The sequence below is a fragment of the Nitrincola sp. genome (assembly GCF_048264025.1).
Lineage (GTDB): Bacteria > Pseudomonadota > Gammaproteobacteria > Pseudomonadales > Balneatricaceae > Nitrincola.
Map to the genome: position 1 here is coordinate 90,394 of NZ_JBLXDN010000004.1, position 22,889 is coordinate 113,282.

Below are 22,889 nucleotides of genomic sequence, written 5' to 3' on the forward strand. Positions count from 1 at the left end.
GTCATTCATGTCATCCATGCACTCATCTTTGCGAGCTACACTGGTGCAATGCGATTTGCGCTGGGAAGATCCGGTAGAAAATTGTGACCGTATCGATACTATGCTAGGTGACCTAGGTTCGGATGTTACCGATTTGATCGTGTTACCGGAAATGTTTGCCACCGGTTTTACTATGAACTCACGTGAAATGGCACAGCCTTATGACGAAAGCGATGTGGTCAAATGGATGCGAGATCAGGCGATTCAGCGGGGCTGTGTCATTACCGGTAGTGTAGCGGTAAAACAGAACGAGCAGTATTATAACCGCATGATCTGGGCAACCCCGGACGGTGAGCTAACTTTTTATGATAAGCGTCACCTGTTTCGTATGGCGGGGGAACACCAACGCTATGCCATGGGGCAGGAAAGGGTTGTAGTTGAGTTAAACGGTTTTCGTATCTTGCTAAGCGTCTGCTATGACTTGCGTTTTCCAGTCTGGTTACGCCAGCAATCATCGTCTGAACAGCCTTTTGAATATGATTTGTTACTTTGTGTGGCTAACTGGCCTGCACCGCGAGCGCACCCCTGGCGTATATTGCTTCAGGCGCGAGCCGTCGAAAATCTGAGTTATGTCATTGGCGTTAATCGAGTAGGAGATGATGCCAAGGGTAATCAGTATAGTGGTGATTCGATGCTGGTTGATTTTAAAGGGGAAGCGCTGTGTGATTATCCCAAGGGGGAAGCCTTTATTGAAACCTGTCAATTAAGTAAGGCGGCACTCGACGGTTTTAGAGATGGTTTTCCTGCCTGGCAAGATGCTGATAAGCATCAAGTGTATTAATCATGCTGTGCTAACTATAACTACTGGCTGTGTCATACAAAGCTTGCATGGATTCTTTGGTTAGCTTCAGGCCACCACGATAGGCATTTTCATACAGCTCACCATCAAAATCAGCCGGTAGCTTATCCCATTCGCCACTTTCATAGCTCATCACCTGAGATAAAATATCGCCCAGCGGACCGCTGTATTGACTGATGGCCTCTTTTATATCATCAGCCAAGGGTAGCTGCTGCAATAGTTCATCCTGCTGTATATCCAATAATAAGTGAATACCGGACATCATACCCACCATAAAATAGGAGGAGTGCGGTAAGCGCTTCTGTTTGGCGGCAATCAATTCGCACATATGTGCACGTGTCAGTAAGTTACGCGTCAATTCTTCAGGTTTACCAGTATGCGCATCCAACGAAATAACGGTTGCCCACTTTCTCACTTGCTCAAGTCCAAGCAGTACCACCGCCTGAGCGACTGATTCCACTTCTCTGACCAGTGCATAGGCCGCCGAGTTAACAATGCGCAGCAGTTTGTATGTCAGTACTGGATCTTGCAGAATCAGCTTTTCAATTTTTTCCGGCGTGGCTTTGGGATCACCGAGTATCTGCAGTAACTGAATCAGAACCACTTGATTAGCTTTGACTTTTTGTCCAGGCATGGCGCGGGGTTTGCTGAGAAAATTTCCCTGGAACAAGCTGAACTTGCTGGATACACAAAGTTCCAGGGTTTCATAGTCACTGATATGGGTGGCCATCAACGGCCGTTTCCAGGGCGCCAGATGCTGTTGCAAGGCGTGGATTTCGTCAGGTGATTTACCATCCACACTGACTTTAATCAAATAGACCAATTTCAACAGGGAAGAAAAAGCCTCTGGGTCGTCAACGTTACTGACAGAAACCCGATAGCCCTCATTAATCAGTGGCAGTAGATTACGCAGTGCATCTTTAGGGTCTGCACCTCTGAGACTGAATTCAAGGATGACCTGTTTTTTTGGCAAGCCAGGCAGACCGGTTTGTTTAAGCAAGGCAAAAGACAAGGAAATAAAGGCAGGAACTCTTTTGACTTCCCCCTGATCTGAAATGCTAGTGTAGGCATCCAGCACCGCCGCTGACGACAGGCTGTCGTCTTCGGCACTGACCAGTTGCTGTATGGACTCACTTTGGCAGAGCAATTCATAGGCTACAACTTTTTGATGGGCATCAAAGATCGGTTGTCGGGTAAGAAGAATTTGCGCCTGTGTGCCCATACCGATGGAAAACCTTAATTTGTACTGAGGAGTGGTGTCATGAAAGTGTATAATGTTTGTAGTAAGAGCGCACTAGTTTGTAGCACTGAATCCCTTTAAGTTATATAAGTCTGAAATCTATGAGTCAAATCAACTGGTTCCCAGGACACATGCACAAAGCGCGTAAAGAGATCGCTGAAGTGATGAGTGAAATCGACCTGGTAATCGAAGTACTGGATGCCCGTTTGCCACGATCCAGCGAAAATCCACTGGTTAATCAACTCCGTAAAGGTAAACCAGTGTTGAAAATCCTCAATAAGCAGGACTTGGCTGACCCGCAAGTCACTGAAGAGTGGCTTGCGCATTTTAATAGCCAGGACGGTGTGCGGGCCATTGCACTGGACGCTTCTCAACAGAAATTAGTGAAGCGACTACCTGAGATCTGCAAGCAAATGATACCGGCGAGGGCCAAAGCTGAACGTCCGGTTAGAGCGATGATTATGGGCATACCCAATGTGGGTAAATCCACGCTGCTGAATGCCATACTGGGACGTAAGCTTGCGAAAGTGGGTAATGAGCCAGCGGTCACGCGTCAGCAGAAGCGCTACACAGTTCAAGGTGGACTGGCACTGTCTGATACGCCAGGTATACTCTGGCCTAAAATTGAAGATTTGGATTCTGGATACCGTTTGGCGGCAAGTGGTGCGATTAAAGACACGGCCATTGAGCATGAATTAGTCGCCACGTTTGCTGCACGCTTTATGCTGGATCACTATGCCGATAATCTGCGCGAACGTTACCGTTTGACAGACTTGCCGGAGATAGCTGATGACCTGCTCGATGTGATTGGCCGAAAGCGCGGCTGTTTGCGTCCTGGTGGTGTGGTAGACAGACATAAAGCATCCGAAATACTGATTAATGAGATGCGCGCCGGTACCTTGGGTCGCATCAGTTTCGAAACCCTTACAGAATGGCAGCAAAAAGATGAAGCGGCTCGGCTCGCTGCGCTTGAAGCTGAAAATGCAGCCGCGACCGGAGAGAAAAGTAATGACACGCATTAAAAAACAGCGCAAGTCGGTAAAAGTTATCCTGATGGAAACAGCACCGAAGAAAAAAGAACGCTTATCGGATCCGGACAGCTATGCAAGCCGCAAGCAGCAGGCGCAGAAAAAGCGTAAAAAACACCTGTCAGTCTATGAAAAAGCACGCCTGGAAGCTGAGCAGCAAGCACGTAATGAGGCATCTGGGCGCCGTGGTTCACAAACCTTTGGTCCGCTGGCTGATAAGATTCGCAAACTCAATGCCAAGAAAAAACAGCAGGAGGCCCGTGCCTCCAAGTCAGCCGAGGCTGAAGAGTCTAGCGACGCAACTAAAGAGTCATCAGATTAAGTCACTCAAGGGGTAAAGTTTTTAATGTATTTTGGTAGTGATAACCAAACTGGGGCTTCGGAGCAGGTGCTTAAAGCCCTAGTTGAAGCTAACACGGGTATTTGTGCATCCTACGGTGATGATCAATGGACTGCGGCGGCGGTCAAGGCCGTACAAGCCACATTTGAGTGCGACTGTGAGGTGTTCTTTGTCGCCAGTGGTACGGCAGCTAACTGCCTGGCCTTGTCTTCGATGGTGCAGCCCTGGGAAGTGATTGTCTGTCATTCGCAGGCGCATATTTTGGTCGATGAGTCGACAGCACCTGAGTTCTTTACCGGAGGGGCCCGGTTATTGAGCATTGCTGACGGCGAATCCAGGATAACCCCGGAACACTTTTCAGCACTGCTGGCTACTCAGAGCCAACATGTACCACACAATCCCTTATTAGGTGTATTGAGCCTGACTCAAGCCAATGAAGCAGGCCAGGTTTACAGTCCGGAAGAAGTTGCAACCCTGGCGAGTCTGGCGCACCAGCGAGGCATGCGTGTACATATGGACGGTGCGCGTTTTGCCAATGCACTGGCGAGTCTGGGCTGTTCAGCGGCCGAGTTGACCTGGAAGGCCGGGGTTGATGTGCTCTGTCTGGGTGCCAGCAAGAATGGCTGCCTCAGTGCTGAAATGGTTATTTTCTTTGATAAGAGTCTGGCGCAGGGCTTTGTGCATCGGCGTAAGCGCACTGGGCATCTGTTGTCCAAAGGACGCTTGTTCGGTGCTCAGGTCGTCGCCTGGCTCAAAGACCTGCACTGGTTAACGCTGGCCGCACAAGCTAATAAACATGCACAGGTGCTGGCCAGTGCTTTGCAGAACACGCCGGGAGTCAGGCTGGCCTGGAACGTAGAGGCGAATGAAATATTTGCCTTGCTGCCGAGCCAACTGGCTGAGGAGCTAGAGGCAGCTGGTGCTGTGTTCTATGACTGGGGGCTGAGTGCATTACCCGCCGGACAGCGATGCGGCGCTAACCAGCGTTTCGTGCGCCTGGTCACCTCATTTGCCACCACCGATGAAGATGTACAGCGCTTTTGCGACCTGTTAACGAGAGGCTAACAGGTCGACTTCATCACGCGTAGCGGGAATGATCGCCGCCGCTTTTTGCTTGCGGCGACGGAAGCCGCTGGCTTTGACAACCCCGAAGCAGATAAACGCCATACCTACTAGAGCGGCCAGGCTCAAGTGCTCTCCCAGTAGCGGAATAGCGGCGAGACCTGCAATAACCGGCGTCAGTGAACCTATAGCGGCGGTGTTTTCTGCTCCCAGACGGTTAATCGCAAAGCCGTAAAAAAAGCCCGCCAACAATCCCGCTCCGAGTGCCTGCATGATCAATTGCAGTAACAGTTCATCCTGGCTAGCTTGAGTTAAACCACTCTCTACCCAGCCAAACAGATAAAGTACCCCCAGTATCAGAGTGGAAACCCAGCAAAGCAGGCCTGCCGCCGCCAGTGGTGGTAGACCTGCCACGCGCATGGATACGGTAAACAGTGCCCAGCAAAAGCTGGCACCGAGCAGTAACAGATCGCCTTTCAAAATATTAGCCTGCTGCTGGACCAATGACGAAAGCATTAGCAAAGTAACGCCTGTCATAATTAGACTCAATCCAATCAACCTATGTCGAGTAAGGGGCTCCCGGTAGATCAGGACCGCAATCATCGTCACGAATACGGGGAAAGTGCCAGGTATCAGTAACCCCGCATGGGCGACGGGTGCATAATTCAGGCCGGTAGAACTCAGATAGAAAAAGGGTACGCCAGCACCGATACTGATGCCGATCAGGTGTAGCCAATGGGTGCGGCGTATCGCCACTCTGGCTTGCCAGATAAAGGGCAATAGCAGCAGCGCCGGTAGACTGTAGCGCATCAGCGCCAGATCAAATGCCGTGAGGGCAGAGCCACTGGAAAAACGCACCGCAATTAACCAGCCTGACCAGATGCAAACAGTCAGCAAGGCCGCCGCAATACCTAAATACATGGCAGTTCCGGTAGCGGTGTATCGGTAAGCAGGCAAGGCTGTGTTCATCGCTTTTTCCCTTAATGACAGACTGAGGTTACAGCCTATTATGGCGTTGAAAAGACGGGCATGTCCTTGCTAATTTGACTATGAAATCGTGTATTATTGGCGTTAAATGCCAATTTTATGGAGATTTTTAATTATATATGCCACAGTTTTCGCTAGATATCACAGATATGCGTATTTTGGCCTGCTTGCAACGCAATGGGCGTCTCACCAACGTTGAACTAGCCGAGCAGGTGAGTCTGTCACCCTCACCCTGTCTAAGGCGGGTGCGGGCATTAGAAGAGGCGGGCATCATTACCGGCTATCAATCCTCACTGAGTCGTGTGAAATTGAATCTGGGTATGACGGTATTTGTCGATCTGCGTTTGAGTCACCATAACGATCAAGCCAGTGATGAGTTTGAACAGGCGGTGCTGATAATGCCGAATGTGATCAGTTGTTACTTGGTGTCTGGAGCCGCCGATTATCGGCTGGAAGTGGTGGTGAGCAATTTGCAAGGTTATGAAGCTTTGTTGCGACAACTACAGAGCCTGCCGTTCGTAAAGGATATACACAGTAACTTTGTGATACGTGTGGTAAAGACAGAAACGCCCCTGCCGATTTGAGTACAATTTGAACACATAGGAAGGCCAGCGACCCGAAGGTGGCTGGCCTCTGACCTATGCCGCCAGACCCGTGGGGTTGGGGCTTTGCGGTCTGAGATGCAATTGAGCTTCTCTATATCCATACTAGTACAGCCTGGCAGAATGTAAAGTGCTTCAGTCCAGTAGTTAACCCGCTCTTAACCCCGCGTCATTTACTCTTTGCTATATCAACGAGGAGTAAAGAACTATGAAATTATCGAATTCATTGCGTTTTTCAGTCATCAGCTTGTTATCGGCAAGCCTGGTTGGCTGCGCTATGTATTCGCAACAGGATTACGGCGATAGAGTAGCGCAATCACTTGAACCACTGAGCGTCTGGTCGATCTCTAATACTTCCCAGGCACAGCGCGCGACGACCCTTGTCGATTTGGTCACTATTCCTGAACTCGAACAATTAATCAAACAGGCATTAGATCATAATCCCAGTGTGCAGCAGACTGCGCTGGCGTTACAAATTGCCTATGCGCAAAAACGCCAAGTAGGGGCCGATCAACTACCGAGCCTTGGATTAAATATCAACGCAAGTGACGAAGAGCAAAACGAACGCCAGTTCAATACCGAATTGAGTGTGAGTTGGGAATTGGATATCTGGCAAAAAATCGCCGACAGTAAAGCGGCTTCTAGTGCTCAGTTAGCCAGTAGTGCGGCAGATTATCAAGCGGCGAAAGATACCCTGGCGGCCAGCATCATGCGTCAGTGGCTGTCAATTAGTCTCTATCAGCAAAAGGTAAGTATTGAGCAGCAGCGTTTGGTTTCATTGGATGCCAATCAAACCTTTGTGTCTGAGCGTTATCGCAAAGGCCTGGGTGGTCTTGAGGATTTAGATAGCGCCAAAAGCAGTAGCGAATCGACTAAATCAACTATTGCTGAGTATCAGGAAACACTGGCGGCGGCTCAGCGCAACCTTAAAGTGTTGCTGGGTCAGCTAGGTGATTACTCGTTACCTGAGATCCCCGATCAATTTCCACAGGTCATCCTGCCCTTGGCCGATGTCCCTGATCAGGATTTGGCACGTCGACCAGATTTAATTGCGGCGTTTGCAGATATTCAAGCACAGCAGTACACCACCCAAGTTGCTTACAAAACCATGCTGCCTAGCCTCAGTTTGAGTGCAGCGCTAAGCGACACTGCCACACACCTAAGTGATAGCCTGCTGACCAGCCCGTTATGGAGCATTTTGGGGCAGGTTACCGCACCTTTGTTTCAGGGCGGCAGGCTAAAAGCTGAAGCGCAGATTGAGGCCTTGAAAACCGAGCAGACATTCTGGGCTTATCAGGAAACCTTATTGAATGCCGTAAATGAAGTCGAAGATGCGCTTAGCCAGGAGCAAGCGCTGGAGCGGCAGCAACAACATCTTGGCCTGGCACTCGCCAGTGTACGTCGCAGTGAAGCCAATTATCAGGACAAGTATCGCATGGGGTTGGTGGATATCCTCAATCTGCTGACGGCACAGCAACAAGTCTATGACATTGAAATTCAATTGGCCCAAGTCACTTTTAACCGTTTAAGCAACCGCGTAGACCTGGGGTTAGCGCTGGGATTAGGAGTTATAAATGAAGCGCAATAATACAGTGATCTGGATTACCTTGCTGTCCTGTGTCGTGTTAGCTGGCGTGGTTGGTTATACCAATGCCCAACTGTCGCCACCTGCTAGTCCAGATTCCCCAGTAGCAGAGCAAACCCAAGCCTCAGATTTGCCGACAACTGCATTACTGGTGTCAGTTGTGACGGTTGAACCCGGGCAATATAGAGCGGAGGTTGAAGGTTATGGTGAAGCTAAATCACGTTATGAGTTAAGTTTAACGGCCGAATTGTCAGGGCGGGTGATGCAGCTTGGTGACAATTTTGAAGTAGGTAAGCGGGTGGTAGAAGGTGAGTTACTAGCTCAGTTGGAGCAAACCCGATATGTAAATGCGCTGAGCAACGCCAACGCTGAATTGGCACAAGCCCGACTGGATTTACTCGAAGAGCAACGCCAAGGTGACCAGGCTCGACTGGAATGGCAACGCTCAGGATTAACCGGTGAACCTGACTCACCGTTGGTGCTGCGGGAACCTCAATTGGCGCAGGCTACAGCGGCATTTAAAAGTGCCGAGCAGGCATTGATTGAAGCACAGTACGACTTAAACAATACCATGATTCGCGCACCCTTTAATGGCTTGGTCATCAGTCGTGATATTCAGTTGGGTAGCTACCTGCAGCAAGGGGCTCAAATTGTGACCCTCTACAGCACCGATCTAGTGGAAGTGTCGATACCACTTTCACAAGCTCAGTGGCTAAATTTGCCCTCACTGGACAATGAGCAATTGGCGGCAAACCCGCAAGCCTGGCCGGTCACCCTGATTAACAATAGCAACCAGCAGCAGTGGCCGGGCTATGTTACGCGTATTCAGCAGCACCTGGACGCGGCTACCCGTCAACGCGCCTTGATTGTTACGGTGGAGCATCCGCTAGAGCAGGATCATCCCCTGTATCCAGGGACTTTTGTGACGGCCTCCATTCAAGGTATTACGCTCGATGCTATCTGGAAATTGCCTCAGTCAGCAGTTTCACAACAAGGTGATATCTGGTACGTCGATAGCGAAGGGAAACTAGCGAAGCAGGCCGCCAACAAACATTTCGAGCAAGCGGGTTATGTTTATCTTCAACCCTTTACTGACAGTGAAGTACAAATCGTTAAGCGCCCCTTGAGTAGTTACAGAGTAGGGACGCTGGTGCAAGTGCAAGAGGAAACTTCACTATGAGTGAATTATCGACTCAAAAAGGCATTATCGCCTGGTTCACACGTAATACTGTAGCGGCTAATTTATTGCTTTTGGGTGTGATCTTTATGGGGATCATGTCCTTGGGAGAGTTGCGCAGGGAGGCTTTTCCGAGCATGGAGCCGGATCAGGTAACCATCTCAGTTAGTTATAACAGTGGCGATCCGAAACAAGCCGAAGAAGGCATTGCAATTAAAATTGAAGATGCGCTGGAAAGTGTCTCTGGCATTAAGCGCATTACCTCAGCTTCCAATGCGTCTGGTACCAGAGTAACGGTGGAAAAGACCAGTGATTATGCTTTGGATGCGTTGCTTACAGATATAAAAACCAAAGTCGATTCGATCAATAATTTCCCAAATGATGCAGAAAAACCGGTGATTGAAAAAGCACGGATGCAAGATCATGCGATTTGGGTTCAGCTCTATGGTGACGCCGATCATGCTACGCTACAGGCGCTCGCTGAACAGCTCAAAACCGATTTATTGCAGCAAAGCAGTATTCGTGATTTGTCTATTGAGGCAACGCGTGATCCGGTTGTTGCAATTGAAATAGATGAGGCGACCTTGCAGGCTTATGGCTTAAGTCTTTCGGACATAGAAAGCGCGATTAACGCTGAATCATCATCGCCACTAACTACCAGTTTGCGCAATAGTGAAAAATCAGTGCGCTTAAAGGTTGCGGATCAGAAGTACGAGCTTGAAGACTTTGCCAGTATCCCTTTGTTGACGACCTCCGAGGGTGCCGTTATTCGTTTGGGGGATGTTGCCAGCCTTAGCAATAGCTTTGATGAAGATAGCTTTACCTATTCGCGCTACAATCAACAAAATGGTATCTCTATTGAGATAGTCATGGATGAATACGGTGATGTGACCCGCATCGCTGATCAGGCTAATCAAGTTGTGCAGCAGTGGCAAAGTCGAGAGCTGTTACCCCAGGGGGTGTATATTGAAACCTGGTATGATCAAAGCTTGATGATTAAGGATCGACTTAATCTTTTAGTGAAAAATGCAGTTTCAGGGATCGCCCTGGTCTTTCTGATACTAGCCTTGTTTCTCAATGTACGTGTGGCATTTTGGGTGGCTGCTGGCTTGCCGTTTGTTTTCTTTGGCACAGTATTTTTTATGTCAGGGTCCTTTGCTAATCTGACTCTCAATGAAATGACTACGTTTGGCTTCATTATGGCGCTGGGTATTGTCGTTGATGATGCCGTCGTAGTGGGTGAAAGTATTTATGATACCCGGCGCAAAGAGGGTGACAGCTTAGAGAACACCATCAAAGGGACGATGAAGGTGGCCTTGCCAACCATTTTTGGCGTATTAACCACGGTGGCGGCATTTATGGCCTTGTCTCAAGTGAGCGGAGGTTTGGGACAGATTTTTGCACAATTTGCATCGGTCGTGACGATTTGCTTATTGTTGTCAGTAGTGGAATCTAAATTAATTTTGCCATCACATCTTGCTCATTTGAACACGCAGCGTAACCCAAATCGCACAGGCTGGTCCCGAGTTCAGCATGGCGCCGATGCGGCGCTGGCTTGGTTTAATACCCAGGTTTATACGCCGGCGATCAAAGTATGCCTTAAACTGCGCTATGCACTGGTACTCGCGTTTATCAGTGTACTCATTCTGGTGGTGAATCTGCCAATGTCAGGTGTGGTAAAAATGGCATTTTTTCCAGATATTCCACGTGATATCGCCACCGCCAGCATGACTATGCAGGAAGACGTCAGCTTTGGCCAGACTCAAAAAAACCTGCTAATTATAGAGCAAGCCGCCTTGCAAGCCGATCAGCAGTTACGCAGTCAGCTTGGTATGTCGCTGGACGACAGCCGTATTTCGAGTTTACAAGTGTTGGCATCGGCTGATACCGAAGGCAGTGTAACCGTTGCCTTCATTGATCAACCGGGTTATGACACGAATCAATACACACACCTCTGGCGTGAATTGATTGGGCCGTTAGAAGGGGTGAAAAAGTTAAAAGTACTCTCCAGTATGGACATGGTCGATAACTTCAAAATTGAGTTGAAAGCCAGTGATAGTGAGTCGGCCATCCTGGCGGGTAATGAGGTGAAGCGCTATTTGCAAACCTTATCTGCGATCAGTGGCATTGACGACAACCTGAGTTCAGGGGTGCCGCAGTATCGTTTTGAGCTGACCGAACAGGGGCGTTCGCTGGGTATGACAACGGCGTCCCTGGCTGAACAAATTTTGCGTTCGTTTGGTGGGGGCGAGGTGCAAAAATTTCAGCGCAGTCAGGATGAAGTGACCGTAAGTGTGCGCTACCCAGATCAGAAACGCCAAACAATGGCGGATATTTTGACTGCAAATGTCCGCACAGAGGATGGCAACATAGTACCACTGAGTGCGGTTGCTAACATTCAGTCGGAATACCAGCCATCAGAAATTACCCGTATTAATAACCAGCGTGCCGTGTATGTCAGTGCCGTGGTTGATAAAAGCCAACTGTCTTCAAGTCAGGTCGTCAATCAGGTCACTCAACTGGTGTTACCTCAACTGCAAGCGCAATACCCCCATTTGCGTGTTGATTTTGCCGGTGAGGCGGAGCAACAGCAAGAAACCATGCAGTCGATGGAGTTGATGTTTATAGCTGCGTTGATTGCCATATATGCCTTGTTGGCAATACCCTTGCGCTCCTATATACAGCCTATACTGATCATGACCGCAATCCCTTTTGGTATTGTAGGTGCCATACTTGGTCATTGGTTAAATGGACTGACGCTGAGCATTTTGTCGATATTTGGTATGCTGGCATTAAGTGGTGTCGTGGTGAACGACAGTTTGCTGTTGGTGAGTCGTTTTAACGATCTAATGGGGGAGGGTAAAACGGTTACTCAGGCTATCCTAGAAGCATGCAATAGACGTTTGCGGGCGATACTGCTAACGTCCATTACTACCTTTGCTGGTCTGCTGCCACTGCTAAGCGAGACATCGATGCAGGCACAATTTCTTAAACCGGCAGCCGCTTCATTGGGGTACGGTATTATGTTTGCCACGGTGATCACCTTGTTGCTGATCCCTGCGTTATTGATGATTCAGTATGAAATCAGCCAGGGGATTAGCAATATCATTAAAAGGATATCCCTAACAGCGGTAGGTTCTAAGAAATGTTAAGTGCCTTATTGGTAGAGGATGATATTGACCTGGCAACGGCTCTTATCGATTACATGTCACTGGAAGGGATTGCCTGCGATTTTGCTGCCGATGGTCTGGTGGGTTATAACCTGATCGTCGCCAATCATTATGATGTGATCATTCTTGACCTCAACTTACCTAGAATCGAAGGACTGGTGGTTTGTGAACGTATTCGGGAACTGGGTATTGAAACGCCGGTACTGATGCTGACAGCGCGCGACACATTAGATGACAAGCTGCAGGGCTTTAGTCATGGCGCGGACGATTATCTGGTTAAGCCCTTTGCCATGGAAGAACTGATGGTTCGCATCAGGGTATTAGGCAAACGTCGCAGTGGACAAATTTCCAAACTACGAGTGGCGGACTTGGAGCTGGATCTTTCTCTACGCCAGGTTATTCGTTCAGGACAGGAAATTAAGCTTGCTCCCATCTCGATAAAAATTTTAGAGCTATTGATGCGTGCATATCCAGCTGGTGTGTCGCGAGATAAAATCGCTCAAACCATTTGGGGTGATGAACCGCCAGATAGTAACAGCTTAAAAGTTCACGTATTTAATTTACGCAAACAGATCGATAGAGAAGGATGGCAACCGCTCATCCATACCCTGCCAGGCTACGGATTTAGCATTAAGCGACAGGATCACGATGAAAATACGCCGCAGTCTTAAAATATTCTTTACCTGCATGATGATGGCAATGGCAAGTGTTACCGTGCTCAGCTTTTCTACCTTGGCGGCAAACTACTTTGAGCAAGGATTGGATGGCGGCATACGTCTGATGATGATGGAAGTTGGACGTCATGCTGACATCCAGGACAACCAGCCACAACAGTTACTTGGTTTTCAGGTATTCAATCGTTGGCAAGATATCTCACCTGAAATCACGTCGCTGTTTGAGATACCTGATGAGCACATGCAGTTCGTTAAACAGATTGAAAGGCCCCATTGGTTTTCTGTACCGGACCGGGCTGTATTTGTTATGCGCTACGACCAACCTTCAGATGAAATCTTGTACATTACCCGTGTAATGGATGATCTAAATCGTCAGGATTATAGCCGTGATATACCGCATGAAGAAATCCCTCATGTGATTAAGCTACTGAGTTACGCCCTGCTTGGCATCGGATTGTTTGCATTGTGTATGTATATTTTGATGCAAATGGTGGCCAAACCCGTTGAGCGCTTGGCTGTGTGGGCAAAGCAACTGACACCAGGGCAACTGAATTCTCCGGCTCCAGACTTCCACTACAATGAGCTGAATCGATTGGCTGAAGTAGTGAAAAACAGCCTGTTGTCAGTAGAAAACTCGCTGCGTCGTGAACAGAAATTCTTAGCACATGCCAGTCATGAGCTGCGTACCCCTATTGCCGTGGTGCGCAGTAATGCAGAGTTACTGGCCAAGTTGATTGGCATGCCACACACAGAAGCAAAGCAGCAGCAAGTAGTAGGACGTATTTTACGTGCGGGTGTGACGGTTACTGATCTATGCGAAACCTTGTTGTGGTTGAATAGAGGAAAGCAAACTGAAGTGCCCTTAACTGAACTGAACATGGGCGAGTTGGTGGCGCAAATCAGTCAAGAGCTTAGGTATCTGCTAAGCGACAAAGCCGTGGAGGTAGAGCTGAACATTAGCCCGGGGCTGTTTCTGCTGCCGGCAACCCTATGTCGGATTGTCCTCAGTAATTTGATTCGTAATGCCTATCAACACACACTGTGTGGAAGGGTGGTGATTAGCCAGGAGGGGTCATTGGTAACCATTTCAAATCAGGATGAAAGCTTCGGTGACGCGCAGGACAAGCTAGGCTTCGGCTTGGGTTTAGAATTGACGGATCGGATAATTCAGCAATATAAGTGGCACTATAAAACAGTTGAACACTCATATGGACGTGATGTTACGATTGATTTTTCTTGGGACTAGCCGTTGTCAATATTGATGGAGATACCCTGCCTAGAGCTAGACTCAGCTTTAGGCAGGGTGATTTAGTTCAAATCAGATTAGAACTGGTTCATGGTGTTGTCTTTACCAGATGCTTTCAGCGCGGCATCACCAGAGAAATACTCTTTGTGATCGTCACCCATGTCGGAACCGGCCATGTTCTGGTGTTTCACACAGGCGATGCTCTGACGGATCTCTTTACGCTGAACACCTTCAACATAACCCAGCATACCCGCGTCACCGAAGTACTCTTTCGCCAGGTTGTCAGTAGACAGGGCGGCAGTGTGGTAAGTCGGCAGGGTGATCAGGTGGTGGAAGATACCCGCTTCACGTGAGGCATCAGCCTGGAAGGTACGGATGCGGTTGTCAGCTTCGATCGCCAGTTCGGTTTCATCGTACTTGACGCTCATCAGATCAGCGCGGTCGTAAGAAGAGACGTCTTTACCTTCTTCAGCCATGGCATCAAATACCTGCTGACGGAAGTTCAGTGTCCAGTTGAATGACGGGCTGTTGTTGTATACCAGCTTGGCATTTGGTACGGCTTCACGGATACGGTTAACCATATCGGCAATCTGGCCAACGTGGGGTTTTTCAGTTTCGATCCACAGCAGGTCAGCACCGTTCTGCAGTGACGTGATGCAATCCAGCACCACACGGTCTACACCAGAATCTTTTTTGAACTGGAACAAGCCAGATGCCAGACGCTTAGGCTTGAGCAGTTTGCCATTGGCTTTAACGACTACGTCACCGTTGGCGATATCGTCGGCACTGCTGATGTAATCACCGTCCAGGAAGCTGTTGTACTTGTCGCCCAGGTCGCCTGGTTCGTTAGTTACAGCGATCTGTTTAGTCAGGCCAGCACCCAGGGAGTCGGTACGTGCAACGATGATGCCGTTGTCGATACCCAGTTCCAGGAAGGCGTAGCGAACCGCACGGATTTTAGCCAGGAAGTCAGAATGTGGCACGGTAACCTTGCCATCCTGGTGACCACACTGCTTCTCATCCGATACCTGGTTTTCGATCTGAATGGCGCAAGCACCGGCTTCGATCATGCGCTTGGCCAGCAGGTAAGTGGCTTCTTCGTTACCAAAACCGGCATCGATGTCAGCAATGATAGGCACAACGTGGGTTTCAAAGTTGTCGATTTTGGCCTGAATCGCGTTCTCTTCGGCGGCATTGCCAGCCGCACGTGCGGCATCCAGTTGACGGAACAAGCCACCCATTTCACGGGCATCAGCCTGACGCAGAAAGGTGTAAAGCTCTTCAATCAGTGCGGGCACTGAGGTTTTCTCATGCATTGACTGGTCAGGTAGCGGACCGAACTCAGAACGCAGTGCCGCGATCATCCAGCCAGACAGGTAGAGGTAGCGCTTTTTAGTGGTGCCAAAGTGTTTTTTGATCGCAATCAGTTTCTGCTGACCAATAAAACCATGCCAGCAACCCAGAGACTGAGTGTAAGCCGCACTGTTGGCATCGTAGTCGGCCATATCCTGGCGCATGATGTCAGCTGTGTACTGCGCGATTTCCAGACCGGTTTTGAAACGGTTCTGAGCACGCATGCGAGCCGCATATTCAGGATTAATACCTTTAAAAGCTGGGCCAAACTCTTCTGTCAGTTTTGCAACAGCATCAATGTCTTTATCGAGAGTAGACATGGTTTTTCCTTCTCAAAATTTTCGGTTTAGGAAATTGAACTTAAATTCCTGCCACTGATCAGCCAACTGTCAGGGCGTTGCTGAAACGAATGATGCGGTGAAGTCTGAGGAGAGTCAAAGCTAATTTTGTGCATAGCAGCAAAGGTGTAGTCATACTACAGGCTTGGCGGTACCCGGAGTGTAATTTTACTACATTGACACCCAGTAAATGATGGCGGCACCCGTGAGCAAACAAGGTGGTTCCAGCCCAATTAAAGGCAGAGATTAGACTTTGGTTCAGTCGGGTCTGTAAGGTTTTTAACCTTCACTACTGGAATAAAAAATAACTTTTATATTCGTAATAAGTCTATAAAAAGTTGACTACAAAATTGGAAAACTTACTAAGAAATAGCTGATTTCTAAGAAATTTATACCAAAGTTGTTAGGCTTTAGTATAAACAAAAGCCCGCTGCATTCTCATGCTGGAGCGGGCTTCGGATGGTCGTGAAGTTAACTGTCAGTCGTTCTGAATTTTATTGTCAGTCAGTGTCAGGCATCGTCCTCTTCTGGTGCTTCACTGTAAAGCAATCCACGTTTCAGAAGTTCACACAACAGATCCAATGATTGTGCATCTGCAGTATCCACGCCGTTGACATCGACAGGCTGATAGAGACACAGATGCTTGGCCAGTGCGATGGCCGATTCGCTGTTGAGGGCGTAATGCTCACCATCAGCAAATAATAAAATGCCTGTGTCACAGGCAGTCCAGGCCAGACGACTGCCTTCGTTTTGATACAGTTCACCCTCGTCCTGCAGAAACGCTAGCAGATCCTCATGACTGACACTGTCGGCATCGTCAGCGGCCAGTTCAGGGTATTTGGGCTCCGTAACCAGTCGGCCAAACCATTGGCTGAACAGCTGCTCGTCCTGGAAGATTGCCAGCAAACGCTGCCGGGTTTTGTCCAGGGCGGTTGAGCTGATTTCACCTGGATCAGTTGGCAGTGTCAGGTCGGCATCAGTATAGCGTTCATCATGACCAATGCGCTCCCCCATAAAGTCTGAAAAGCTACTGAGCATCTCATGGATGGCGGGTGCGCGAAATCCTATGGAGCAGGTCAGGCAGTCATCGCCAATCGCAATACCATTGTGACCCACCCGCGGGGGTAGATAGAGCATATCACCGGGCTGCAGATCAAAACTTTCCTCGGCATGCCATTCCGGCAGAATCATCACAGGGGCATCATCACGCTTGGGGGAGTGCTCATCATACAAGCCGCCAAACTCCCAGCGCCGGGTGCCACTGGCCTGAATCAGGAAGACATCGTAATTGTCATAGTGCGGGCCGACACCGCCGCCATCAACGGCATAGCTGATCATCAGATCATCAACTCGCCAGTTGGGAACAAAGTTAAAGCGTCGCAGCAGCGCATGGGCTTCGGGTACCCAGTGGTCCACGGCTTGTACCAGCAGTGTCCAGTTACGCTCAGGTAGACTGCTGAAGCGATCGGCTGCAAACGGGCCTTGCTCCATGTTCCAGCTATCTGACGCTGGATCGAACGCAATCAGGCGCGACTCGACATCGGCTTCACATGCCAGACCGGCCAGTTCGTCTGCAGCTACTGGTGAGATGAAATTAGGAAAAGCCTGGCGGATCACTAGCGGTTTTTTCTGCCAGTAATCGCGCAGAAAGGTTTCGACAGGCATATCACCAAGCGGAAAGGGCAGGTTCATGGGCATAATATCCATTCAGGAATCAGTGTTTATCGGGAGGGTGTTGGCCAGTCGATTGGCTCGGTTTGCGCTCAAGGCTTTCTTCAACCGATGTCAGAATACCCCGCAGGATACCCAGTTCAGTTTTTTCCGGTCGGGCGCGGTTGAAAAAGCGTTTGAGCTTATCCAGTACCCGGCCTTCGTGCTGAGGAATGATAAACTGGGTGGCGCGCAGCACTTTTTCCAGATGTGTATAAAAACGCGTCATCTCGTCCTGGCGTGGATAGGGTGCAGGCTCTGTGGGTGTATGGAGTGCTTTGCGCTGGGTGCGCCAAAGTTCATAGCAAACCAGTTGAACCGCCTGAGCAATATTGAGCACCGGGTAGTCCGGGTTGGCATCGATATACAGGTGGCGGTTACACGCCAGCATTTCCGCGTTGGTCAGTCCCATGGTTTCACGCCCAAACAGGATGGCGATGTTACCGCCAGGGCTTTCGCTTAGCATCTGCTGTGCGGCGGTTTCCAGGTCCATCAACGGGAGATCAAAGGTACGTTCACGAGCACTGGTGGCTACCACCAACTGACAGTCGGCAATGGCTTCATCCAGGCTGCTGACCACCTGTGCCTGTTGCAGTAGGTCTTTGGCACCGGCGGCACGGGAGGTGGCTTCCGGATCAGGAAAAACACGTGGGTTGATCAGGGTTAGCTGAGACAACCCCATGTTTTTCATGGCCCGGGCAACCGCGCCTATATTGCCTGGATGATAGGTTTCAACCAGGACGATACGTATATTGTTCAGCATGATAGACGCACTCAGACACGCTTGGCCTGTGTGATCGCATTGCCGATATAGCTGTGCGGTGTCAGTGCCAACAGGTCCTGTTTCGCCTGCTCGGGAATCTCCAGTGTGGTGATAAAGGTCTGTAGGGTTTCACGGGTCATGGCCTGGCCGCGGGTCAGATCCTTGAGCTTTTCATAGGGCTCTTCTATAGCGTAGCGGCGCATGACGGTCTGGATGGGTTCGGCTAAAACCTCCCAGGCATTATCAAGATCATCATTCAGGCGGGTTGGATTCACTTCCAGTTTAGAAATGCCTTTCAGGCTGGCCTGGTAAGCGATCAGGCTGTGAGCAAAGCCAACACCCAGGTTACGCAATACGGTGGAATCGGTTAGATCCCGCTGCCAGCGGGACACGGGTAGCTTCTGAGCCAAATGCTGCATGATGGCGTTGGCCAGACTCAGGTTACCTTCCGAGTTTTCAAAGTCGATCGGATTGACCTTGTGCGGCATGGTAGATGAACCCACTTCACCGGCGACGGTTTTCTGTTTGAAGTAACCCAGTGAGATATAGCCCCACACATCACGGTCAAAATCGATCAGTATGGTGTTGAAACGGCATACCGCATCAAACAGCTCAGCAATATAATCATGCGGTTCTATCTGTGTGGTGAAAGGGTTCATGGTCAGGCCGAGGGATTCGATAAAGCGTTTGGCGTTGGCTTCCCAATCGATTTCGGCATAGGCGCTTAAATGGGCGTTGTAGTTACCGACAGCACCATTTATTTTGCCCAGGTATTCAATAGCTTCAATCTGTTTGATCTGACGCTGCAGGCGATAAGCGACATTGGCTAACTCTTTGCCTACCGTCGTAGGCGAGGCTGTCTGGCCATGCGTACGTGACAGCATCGGCTGTTCAGCATGGGCCTGGGCGAGCCCGGACAGGACGCTAACCAGCTGTTTCATCGGTTGCAGCAATTCGGCAGTGCCATTCTTAAGCATTAGGGCATGCGACAGATTGTTGATGTCTTCCGAGGTGCAAGCGAAGTGAACAAACTCTGTAATATTAAGAAGTTCAGTATTGTCCTTAATCTTTTCCTTGATGAAATACTCAACCGCTTTAACATCATGATTGGTGCGGCTTTCAATTGCCTTGATCCTTTCGGCATCCGCCAGACTAAAATCAGTAATGAGGCTATTCAGCAAGACATCGGCTTCGTGGCTAAGCACTGGCACTTCGGTAATCTGTGGATGAGCAGCCAGCTGTTGTAACCAACGGATCTCCACTTCAACACGGTAACGGATCAGACCGAACTCACTGAAAAATTCACGCAGTGCAGCGGTTTTGCTGCCATAGCGGCCGTCAACGGGGGAAATAGCGGTAAGGGCGGAAAGCTCCATGAGCAACTGTCTCGCTTTTATCTACGGGTTAAAGGAATGGGCAATATTATACCTGATTTTAGCGCTGAATACGCTTCAGGGAAGGGCGTACCCGGGACTTGAAAAAAATCAGGTGCCAGCGTTTACCGCCTACCTGGCGCCAGAGCATTGCAGCACGTACGGCAGCTAGTAGCAGGGCGCGTATCTTGGCTGCATTTTCACTGTTTTGCAGGTTGCGCGGATCGCCACTGACCTGGATACGGAAACTGAAAGTGCTAAGGGTGTCCTGGTAAAGCCCACCCAGACCCGCTATGACGTTGGTATGAGTAAAGGCAGAGGGTATAAAGCGGTCTTCTTTAGTGTCATCAGTAACGTCTGAATGGTCACCAAAATACTGAGCCTTGCGATTCAACTCGTCGAGGCGTTTGCCTATCTCGTTGAGCAGGTCAGGGCGGGCACTGAGCTTGCGTTCAAGGTGCATGGCGCTGAGTGCATAACGCATGACATCGGCATTATTCTCGTTGCGTTTTTTTTCCACTACATCTTGCAGGGTACGCAGTCCGGTACTCAGGTTGAAGGGTAGCTCTGTGGCGCCGCCATAGATATCTTCGGTCATTTCTGGGTTGGTGACAAAAAGACTGGCAATACTGGTTTCAAAACTATTTTGCGGCACCATGCCGCGGCGAGCTATCTGATCAACCAGACTGGCCGCCTGAAAAATACCGGCCAGTGCTATGACCTGTTCATCGTGTTCTCTGGACATACTAGTCTTTCACCTGGTTAGGCTTGCAGCGGCTGGTGGTTTCTATAACCCCCCCTCCAAGACAGATATCATCCTGATACAGGACAACCGATTGTCCTGGGGTGACTGCACGCTGAGGTTGTGTGAATGTGATTTTATACCCGCCTTGCCCGTCTGTATCTATACAGCAAGACTGATCACTTTGGCGGTAGCGTACCTTGGCTTTGCACTGCAAGGGAAGTTGCGGTGGCTGGCCATTGATCCAAAAAATATCAGAGGCTGTCAGCCAGTCTGAAAAAAGCAGCGGGTGTTGCTGTCCTTGTACGGCGATCAATACGTTGCGCTCAAGATCTTTTGCAGCCGAAAACCACGGTGCATCGGGAAAATCTTTAAGGCCACCGATACCCAGTCCCTGACGCTGACCAAGAGTGTAATACATCAACCCCATATGCTCGCCAATCACCTGGCCTTCGGGTGTTTCTATTTTGCCTGGCTGGGCTGGCAGGTACTGTTGCAGGAAGTCGCGAAAACGCCGCTCTCCGATAAAGCAGATGCCGGTGCTGTCTTTTTTATCATGGGTGACTAGATCGAATTCTTCCGCCAGAGCCCGAACAGCTGGCTTTTCCAGTTCACCGACAGGGAAGAAGGTCTGTTTCAGTTGTGCTTCACCGACCTGATGCAGGAAATAGCTTTGATCTTTATTGTTATCCAGCCCTTTAAGCAGGCAGATTTGTCCGTTACGCTCACCGCGGCGAACATAATGACCGGTGGCGATCATGTCGGCACCTAAAAACTGAGCGTACTCAAGAAAGGCTTTGAATTTGATTTCCCGGTTACACAGAATGTCAGGGTTAGGCGTACGGCCCGCTTTGTATTCAGCCAGAAAGTGTTCGAAGACAAAGTCCCAGTACTCAGCGGCAAAGTTGGCAGTATGTAGCGGGATACCCAATTTGTCACAAACGGACTGCGCATCGGCCAGATCAACCTTGGCGGTGCAGTATTCGGTGCCGTCATCTTCATCCCAGTTTTTCATAAACAGTCCTTCCACCTGATAGCCTTGTTGCAACAGGAGTAAAGCCGATACGGAGGAGTCTACGCCGCCGGACATGCCGACGATAACTTTGGTTTGGGCGTGATCAGTCATGAGTGTGAGAGCAGATTCTGGTTCTGAATAAAAAACTTAGCATATCATTTTTGCGCTGTTTTCGCTGCTTTTCCGTAGCGCTTGATCGGTTTTCCACTGCGTTTGGCTGAGGGTGTTGGCTTTTTTTGCTCCGGAGCGGCTACGTCTTGCTGTCGCCACTCCCCTGGAGCCAACCCGTCAAGCGTCCAGTCCCCTATGGCATAGCGAATCAGGCGTAAGGTTGGGTAACCGACAGCCGCCGTCATGCGTCGCACCTGTCGGTTACGCCCTTCGCGCAGTGTCAACTCCAGCCATTGTGTCGGAATATTTTTGCGTTCCCTGATGGTCGGGTTGCGCGGGAAGGTCGTAGGAGGATCAATCAGGCGTGCTTTGGCAGGCAAGGTTATGCCATCTTTAAGCATTACACCCTGACGAAGCTGCTCAAGGGCGTTGGCATCAGGAATGCCTTCAACCTGAACTCTATAGGTTTTTTCGAGTTTGTAGCGGGGATTGGCCAGGTGTTGCTGAAGCTGTCCATGGTTGGTCAGCAGCAGCAATCCTTCGGAATCGTAATCTAACCGTCCAGCCGCATAAAAGCCCGGCTGGCTAATGTAGTCAGCCAAAGTTGTGCGGCCTTCGGCATCGGTGAAACAGCTTAATACCTGAAACGGTTTATGAAAAAGTATCAGTGTAGCGATGTCTGTTCTCCGAAAACCTGCGCAGATTCAAGGCAGTTATTATTTAATCCATACGCGGCGGCGTATCTAAGGGTTTGATATTAATGGCGTGCAATCCTTTGGGACCATTCTGGGTCTCAAATTCCACGGTTTGCCCGGCTTTAAGGCTTTTGTAACCGTCTGCAACTATGGCAGAGAAGTGGGCGAATAACTCTTCGTCGAATGCCTCACTTAAAATAAAGCCGTAACCCTTGGCGTTATTGAACCATTTGACTATACCTGTCTGCATTATCTGCTCCCCTGAAATTCAATCATCCGAGCCATTTTTGACCCGATATCCTATGATGACGCCTAGCTGTTACACTTTATGTAGACTAGCGTTCCTTTACATCCATGCAGGGACTGCAGATACTTGTACCACTCCTGCGAATGGGAATTATATTACGTTACGGTGATCAAACGAAAGTGCAGATAAAGCGAATGATGCAAAACAATCAGGTCAGGTGTTTAATGAACAGTGATAGGCAGTGGTTAGTAACAATGGCAGGTGATGGAACTGGGGATGAAAACCAGCACCCGTCCGATGGACAACTGGCGACGGCCAGTGCAAAGCCAGCATTGAAAAAGCCACCCATGTATCGGGTGGTACTGCTGAACGATGACTACACGCCGATGGACTTTGTGGTTGAAGTGTTGATGATTTTTTTCAATTTAAATCAGGAAAAGGCGACACAGGTGATGATATCGGTCCATACTCAGGGAAAGGGCGTATGTGGTGTGTACACCCGAGATGTAGCTGAAACCAAGGCGGCGCAGGTTAATCAGTATGCAAGAGCCAACAAACATCCATTATTGTGTGAAGTTGAGCAGGTATAAGAG

The 22,889-nt window shown here is 49.5% G+C and carries 21 protein-coding genes; 11 read left to right on the forward strand and 10 right to left on the reverse strand.

Annotation, left to right across the window (positions count from 1 at the left end; all coding sequences use genetic code 11):
* Window positions 1–7: 7 nt before the first annotated feature.
* Entirely contained in the window at window positions 8–820 is an 813-nt protein-coding gene (locus ACN0R1_RS04820) for an amidohydrolase (protein WP_417580490.1), read from the forward strand.
* 10 nt (window positions 821–830) lie between these two features.
* Here the strand turns inward: ACN0R1_RS04820 and ACN0R1_RS04825 are convergent, their stop codons facing one another.
* Window positions 831–2,060, reverse strand: a complete 1,230-nt coding sequence (locus ACN0R1_RS04825; protein WP_417580492.1) for an EAL and HDOD domain-containing protein — start codon at window positions 2,058–2,060, stop codon at window positions 831–833.
* A 119-nt stretch (window positions 2,061–2,179) separates the two neighbouring features.
* Between ACN0R1_RS04825 and ylqF the strand changes: the two genes are divergently transcribed.
* From ylqF to ACN0R1_RS04840, 3 genes are read left to right on the forward strand one after another with little or no spacing between them, the layout of a single operon-like run.
* Entirely contained in the window at window positions 2,180–3,100 is a 921-nt protein-coding gene (gene ylqF, locus ACN0R1_RS04830; protein WP_417580494.1) for a ribosome biogenesis GTPase YlqF, read from the forward strand.
* Window positions 3,087–3,428, forward strand: coding sequence for a hypothetical protein (locus ACN0R1_RS04835; RefSeq protein ID WP_417580496.1), 342 nt, complete (start codon window positions 3,087–3,089; stop codon window positions 3,426–3,428). The genes ylqF and ACN0R1_RS04835 overlap by 14 nt, the downstream gene beginning before the upstream one ends.
* Window positions 3,429–3,452: 24 nt before the next feature.
* On the forward strand, window positions 3,453–4,511 hold the full coding sequence (locus tag ACN0R1_RS04840) for a threonine aldolase family protein (protein WP_417580498.1): 1,059 nt from the start codon (window positions 3,453–3,455) through the stop codon (window positions 4,509–4,511).
* Here ACN0R1_RS04840 and ACN0R1_RS04845 read toward each other — a convergent pair.
* Window positions 4,497–5,477: a DMT family transporter gene (locus tag ACN0R1_RS04845; protein WP_417580500.1), complete on the reverse strand. Its 981-nt coding sequence runs from the start codon at window positions 5,475–5,477 to the stop codon at window positions 4,497–4,499. The genes ACN0R1_RS04840 and ACN0R1_RS04845 overlap by 15 nt on opposite strands.
* Window positions 5,478–5,614: 137 nt before the next feature.
* Here ACN0R1_RS04845 and ACN0R1_RS04850 point away from each other — a divergent pair, with 137 nt between their 5' ends.
* The 6 genes from ACN0R1_RS04850 (at window position 5,615) to ACN0R1_RS04875 (ending at window position 13,949) form a co-directional block, all read left to right on the forward strand.
* Window positions 5,615–6,079 (forward strand): Lrp/AsnC family transcriptional regulator, encoded by a 465-nt coding sequence (locus tag ACN0R1_RS04850; RefSeq protein WP_417580502.1) that lies wholly within the window; start codon window positions 5,615–5,617, stop codon window positions 6,077–6,079.
* A 226-nt stretch (window positions 6,080–6,305) separates the two neighbouring features.
* On the forward strand, window positions 6,306–7,685 hold the full coding sequence (locus ACN0R1_RS04855) for a TolC family protein (protein WP_417580504.1): 1,380 nt from the start codon (window positions 6,306–6,308) through the stop codon (window positions 7,683–7,685).
* Window positions 7,672–8,862, forward strand: a complete 1,191-nt coding sequence (locus tag ACN0R1_RS04860) for an efflux RND transporter periplasmic adaptor subunit (RefSeq protein WP_417580506.1) — start codon at window positions 7,672–7,674, stop codon at window positions 8,860–8,862. The genes ACN0R1_RS04855 and ACN0R1_RS04860 overlap by 14 nt, the downstream gene beginning before the upstream one ends.
* Window positions 8,859–12,011, forward strand: coding sequence for an efflux RND transporter permease subunit (locus tag ACN0R1_RS04865; protein WP_417580508.1), 3,153 nt, complete (start codon window positions 8,859–8,861; stop codon window positions 12,009–12,011). The genes ACN0R1_RS04860 and ACN0R1_RS04865 overlap by 4 nt, the downstream gene beginning before the upstream one ends.
* Window positions 12,005–12,700 (forward strand): response regulator transcription factor, encoded by a 696-nt coding sequence (locus ACN0R1_RS04870; protein ID WP_417580510.1) that lies wholly within the window; start codon window positions 12,005–12,007, stop codon window positions 12,698–12,700. Before ACN0R1_RS04865 ends, ACN0R1_RS04870 begins: the two co-directional genes overlap by 7 nt.
* Entirely contained in the window at window positions 12,678–13,949 is a 1,272-nt protein-coding gene (locus tag ACN0R1_RS04875; protein WP_417580512.1) for a histidine kinase dimerization/phospho-acceptor domain-containing protein, read from the forward strand. The genes ACN0R1_RS04870 and ACN0R1_RS04875 overlap by 23 nt, the downstream gene beginning before the upstream one ends.
* Window positions 13,950–14,026: 77 nt before the next feature.
* Here the strand turns inward: ACN0R1_RS04875 and ACN0R1_RS04880 are convergent, their stop codons facing one another.
* The 8 genes from ACN0R1_RS04880 to ACN0R1_RS04915 all read right to left on the reverse strand — a co-directional run bounded on the left by ACN0R1_RS04880 (window position 14,027) and on the right by ACN0R1_RS04915 (window position 22,299).
* On the reverse strand, window positions 14,027–15,622 hold the full coding sequence (locus tag ACN0R1_RS04880; RefSeq protein WP_417580514.1) for an isocitrate lyase: 1,596 nt from the start codon (window positions 15,620–15,622) through the stop codon (window positions 14,027–14,029).
* 528 nt (window positions 15,623–16,150) lie between these two features.
* Complete coding sequence (locus ACN0R1_RS04885) at window positions 16,151–17,347, reverse strand: JmjC domain-containing protein (protein WP_417580516.1); 1,197 nt, start codon at window positions 17,345–17,347, stop codon at window positions 16,151–16,153.
* Window positions 17,348–17,354: 7 nt separating this feature from the next.
* The gene (locus ACN0R1_RS04890; RefSeq protein WP_417580519.1) at window positions 17,355–18,113 is read right to left on the reverse strand and encodes an RNA methyltransferase; all 759 of its coding nucleotides are present in this window, start codon (window positions 18,111–18,113) and stop codon (window positions 17,355–17,357) included.
* Between the two features lie 11 nt (window positions 18,114–18,124).
* Window positions 18,125–19,489, reverse strand: coding sequence for an adenylosuccinate lyase (gene purB / locus ACN0R1_RS04895; protein WP_417580521.1), 1,365 nt, complete (start codon window positions 19,487–19,489; stop codon window positions 18,125–18,127).
* Window positions 19,490–19,547: 58 nt separating this feature from the next.
* Window positions 19,548–20,231 (reverse strand): high frequency lysogenization protein HflD, encoded by a 684-nt coding sequence (gene hflD, locus ACN0R1_RS04900; RefSeq protein WP_417580523.1) that lies wholly within the window; start codon window positions 20,229–20,231, stop codon window positions 19,548–19,550.
* A gap of 1 nt (window position 20,232) precedes the next feature.
* Entirely contained in the window at window positions 20,233–21,354 is a 1,122-nt protein-coding gene (gene mnmA / locus ACN0R1_RS04905; protein WP_417580525.1) for a tRNA 2-thiouridine(34) synthase MnmA, read from the reverse strand.
* Window positions 21,355–21,398: 44 nt separating this feature from the next.
* Window positions 21,399–22,031 carry a pseudouridine synthase gene (locus ACN0R1_RS04910; protein WP_417580632.1) on the reverse strand — a complete coding sequence of 211 codons (633 nt, stop codon included), beginning with the start codon at window positions 22,029–22,031 and terminating at the stop codon, window positions 21,399–21,401.
* Between the two features lie 43 nt (window positions 22,032–22,074).
* Window positions 22,075–22,299, reverse strand: a complete 225-nt coding sequence (locus ACN0R1_RS04915; protein ID WP_417580527.1) for a cold shock domain-containing protein — start codon at window positions 22,297–22,299, stop codon at window positions 22,075–22,077.
* 191 nt (window positions 22,300–22,490) lie between these two features.
* On the opposite strand from ACN0R1_RS04915, the gene clpS reads away from it, so the two are divergent.
* Window positions 22,491–22,886 (forward strand): ATP-dependent Clp protease adapter ClpS, encoded by a 396-nt coding sequence (gene clpS, locus ACN0R1_RS04920; RefSeq protein WP_417580529.1) that lies wholly within the window; start codon window positions 22,491–22,493, stop codon window positions 22,884–22,886.
* The last annotated feature ends 3 nt before the right edge of the window (window positions 22,887–22,889 follow it).

What these genes read in the sequence shown, in the direction of transcription:
- ACN0R1_RS04820 (WP_417580490.1), top strand. Translation starts at nt 8, where the DNA reads ATGTCATCCATGCACTCATCTTTGCGAGCTACACTGGTGCAATGCGAT.
- ACN0R1_RS04825 (WP_417580492.1), bottom strand. Translation starts at nt 2,060, where the DNA reads ATGGGCACACAGGCGCAAATTCTTCTTACCCGACAACCGATCTTTGAT.
- ylqF (WP_417580494.1), top strand. Translation starts at nt 2,180, where the DNA reads ATGAGTCAAATCAACTGGTTCCCAGGACACATGCACAAAGCGCGTAAA.
- ACN0R1_RS04835 (WP_417580496.1), top strand. Translation starts at nt 3,087, where the DNA reads ATGACACGCATTAAAAAACAGCGCAAGTCGGTAAAAGTTATCCTGATG.
- ACN0R1_RS04840 (WP_417580498.1), top strand. Translation starts at nt 3,453, where the DNA reads ATGTATTTTGGTAGTGATAACCAAACTGGGGCTTCGGAGCAGGTGCTT.
- ACN0R1_RS04845 (WP_417580500.1), bottom strand. Translation starts at nt 5,477, where the DNA reads ATGAACACAGCCTTGCCTGCTTACCGATACACCGCTACCGGAACTGCC.
- ACN0R1_RS04850 (WP_417580502.1), top strand. Translation starts at nt 5,615, where the DNA reads ATGCCACAGTTTTCGCTAGATATCACAGATATGCGTATTTTGGCCTGC.
- ACN0R1_RS04855 (WP_417580504.1), top strand. Translation starts at nt 6,306, where the DNA reads ATGAAATTATCGAATTCATTGCGTTTTTCAGTCATCAGCTTGTTATCG.
- ACN0R1_RS04860 (WP_417580506.1), top strand. Translation starts at nt 7,672, where the DNA reads ATGAAGCGCAATAATACAGTGATCTGGATTACCTTGCTGTCCTGTGTC.
- ACN0R1_RS04865 (WP_417580508.1), top strand. Translation starts at nt 8,859, where the DNA reads ATGAGTGAATTATCGACTCAAAAAGGCATTATCGCCTGGTTCACACGT.
- ACN0R1_RS04870 (WP_417580510.1), top strand. Translation starts at nt 12,005, where the DNA reads ATGTTAAGTGCCTTATTGGTAGAGGATGATATTGACCTGGCAACGGCT.
- ACN0R1_RS04875 (WP_417580512.1), top strand. Translation starts at nt 12,678, where the DNA reads ATGAAAATACGCCGCAGTCTTAAAATATTCTTTACCTGCATGATGATG.
- ACN0R1_RS04880 (WP_417580514.1), bottom strand. Translation starts at nt 15,622, where the DNA reads ATGTCTACTCTCGATAAAGACATTGATGCTGTTGCAAAACTGACAGAA.
- ACN0R1_RS04885 (WP_417580516.1), bottom strand. Translation starts at nt 17,347, where the DNA reads ATGGATATTATGCCCATGAACCTGCCCTTTCCGCTTGGTGATATGCCT.
- ACN0R1_RS04890 (WP_417580519.1), bottom strand. Translation starts at nt 18,113, where the DNA reads ATGCTGAACAATATACGTATCGTCCTGGTTGAAACCTATCATCCAGGC.
- purB (WP_417580521.1), bottom strand. Translation starts at nt 19,489, where the DNA reads ATGGAGCTTTCCGCCCTTACCGCTATTTCCCCCGTTGACGGCCGCTAT.
- hflD (WP_417580523.1), bottom strand. Translation starts at nt 20,231, where the DNA reads ATGTCCAGAGAACACGATGAACAGGTCATAGCACTGGCCGGTATTTTT.
- mnmA (WP_417580525.1), bottom strand. Translation starts at nt 21,354, where the DNA reads ATGACTGATCACGCCCAAACCAAAGTTATCGTCGGCATGTCCGGCGGC.
- ACN0R1_RS04915 (WP_417580527.1), bottom strand. Translation starts at nt 22,299, where the DNA reads ATGCAGACAGGTATAGTCAAATGGTTCAATAACGCCAAGGGTTACGGC.
- clpS (WP_417580529.1), top strand. Translation starts at nt 22,491, where the DNA reads ATGATGCAAAACAATCAGGTCAGGTGTTTAATGAACAGTGATAGGCAG.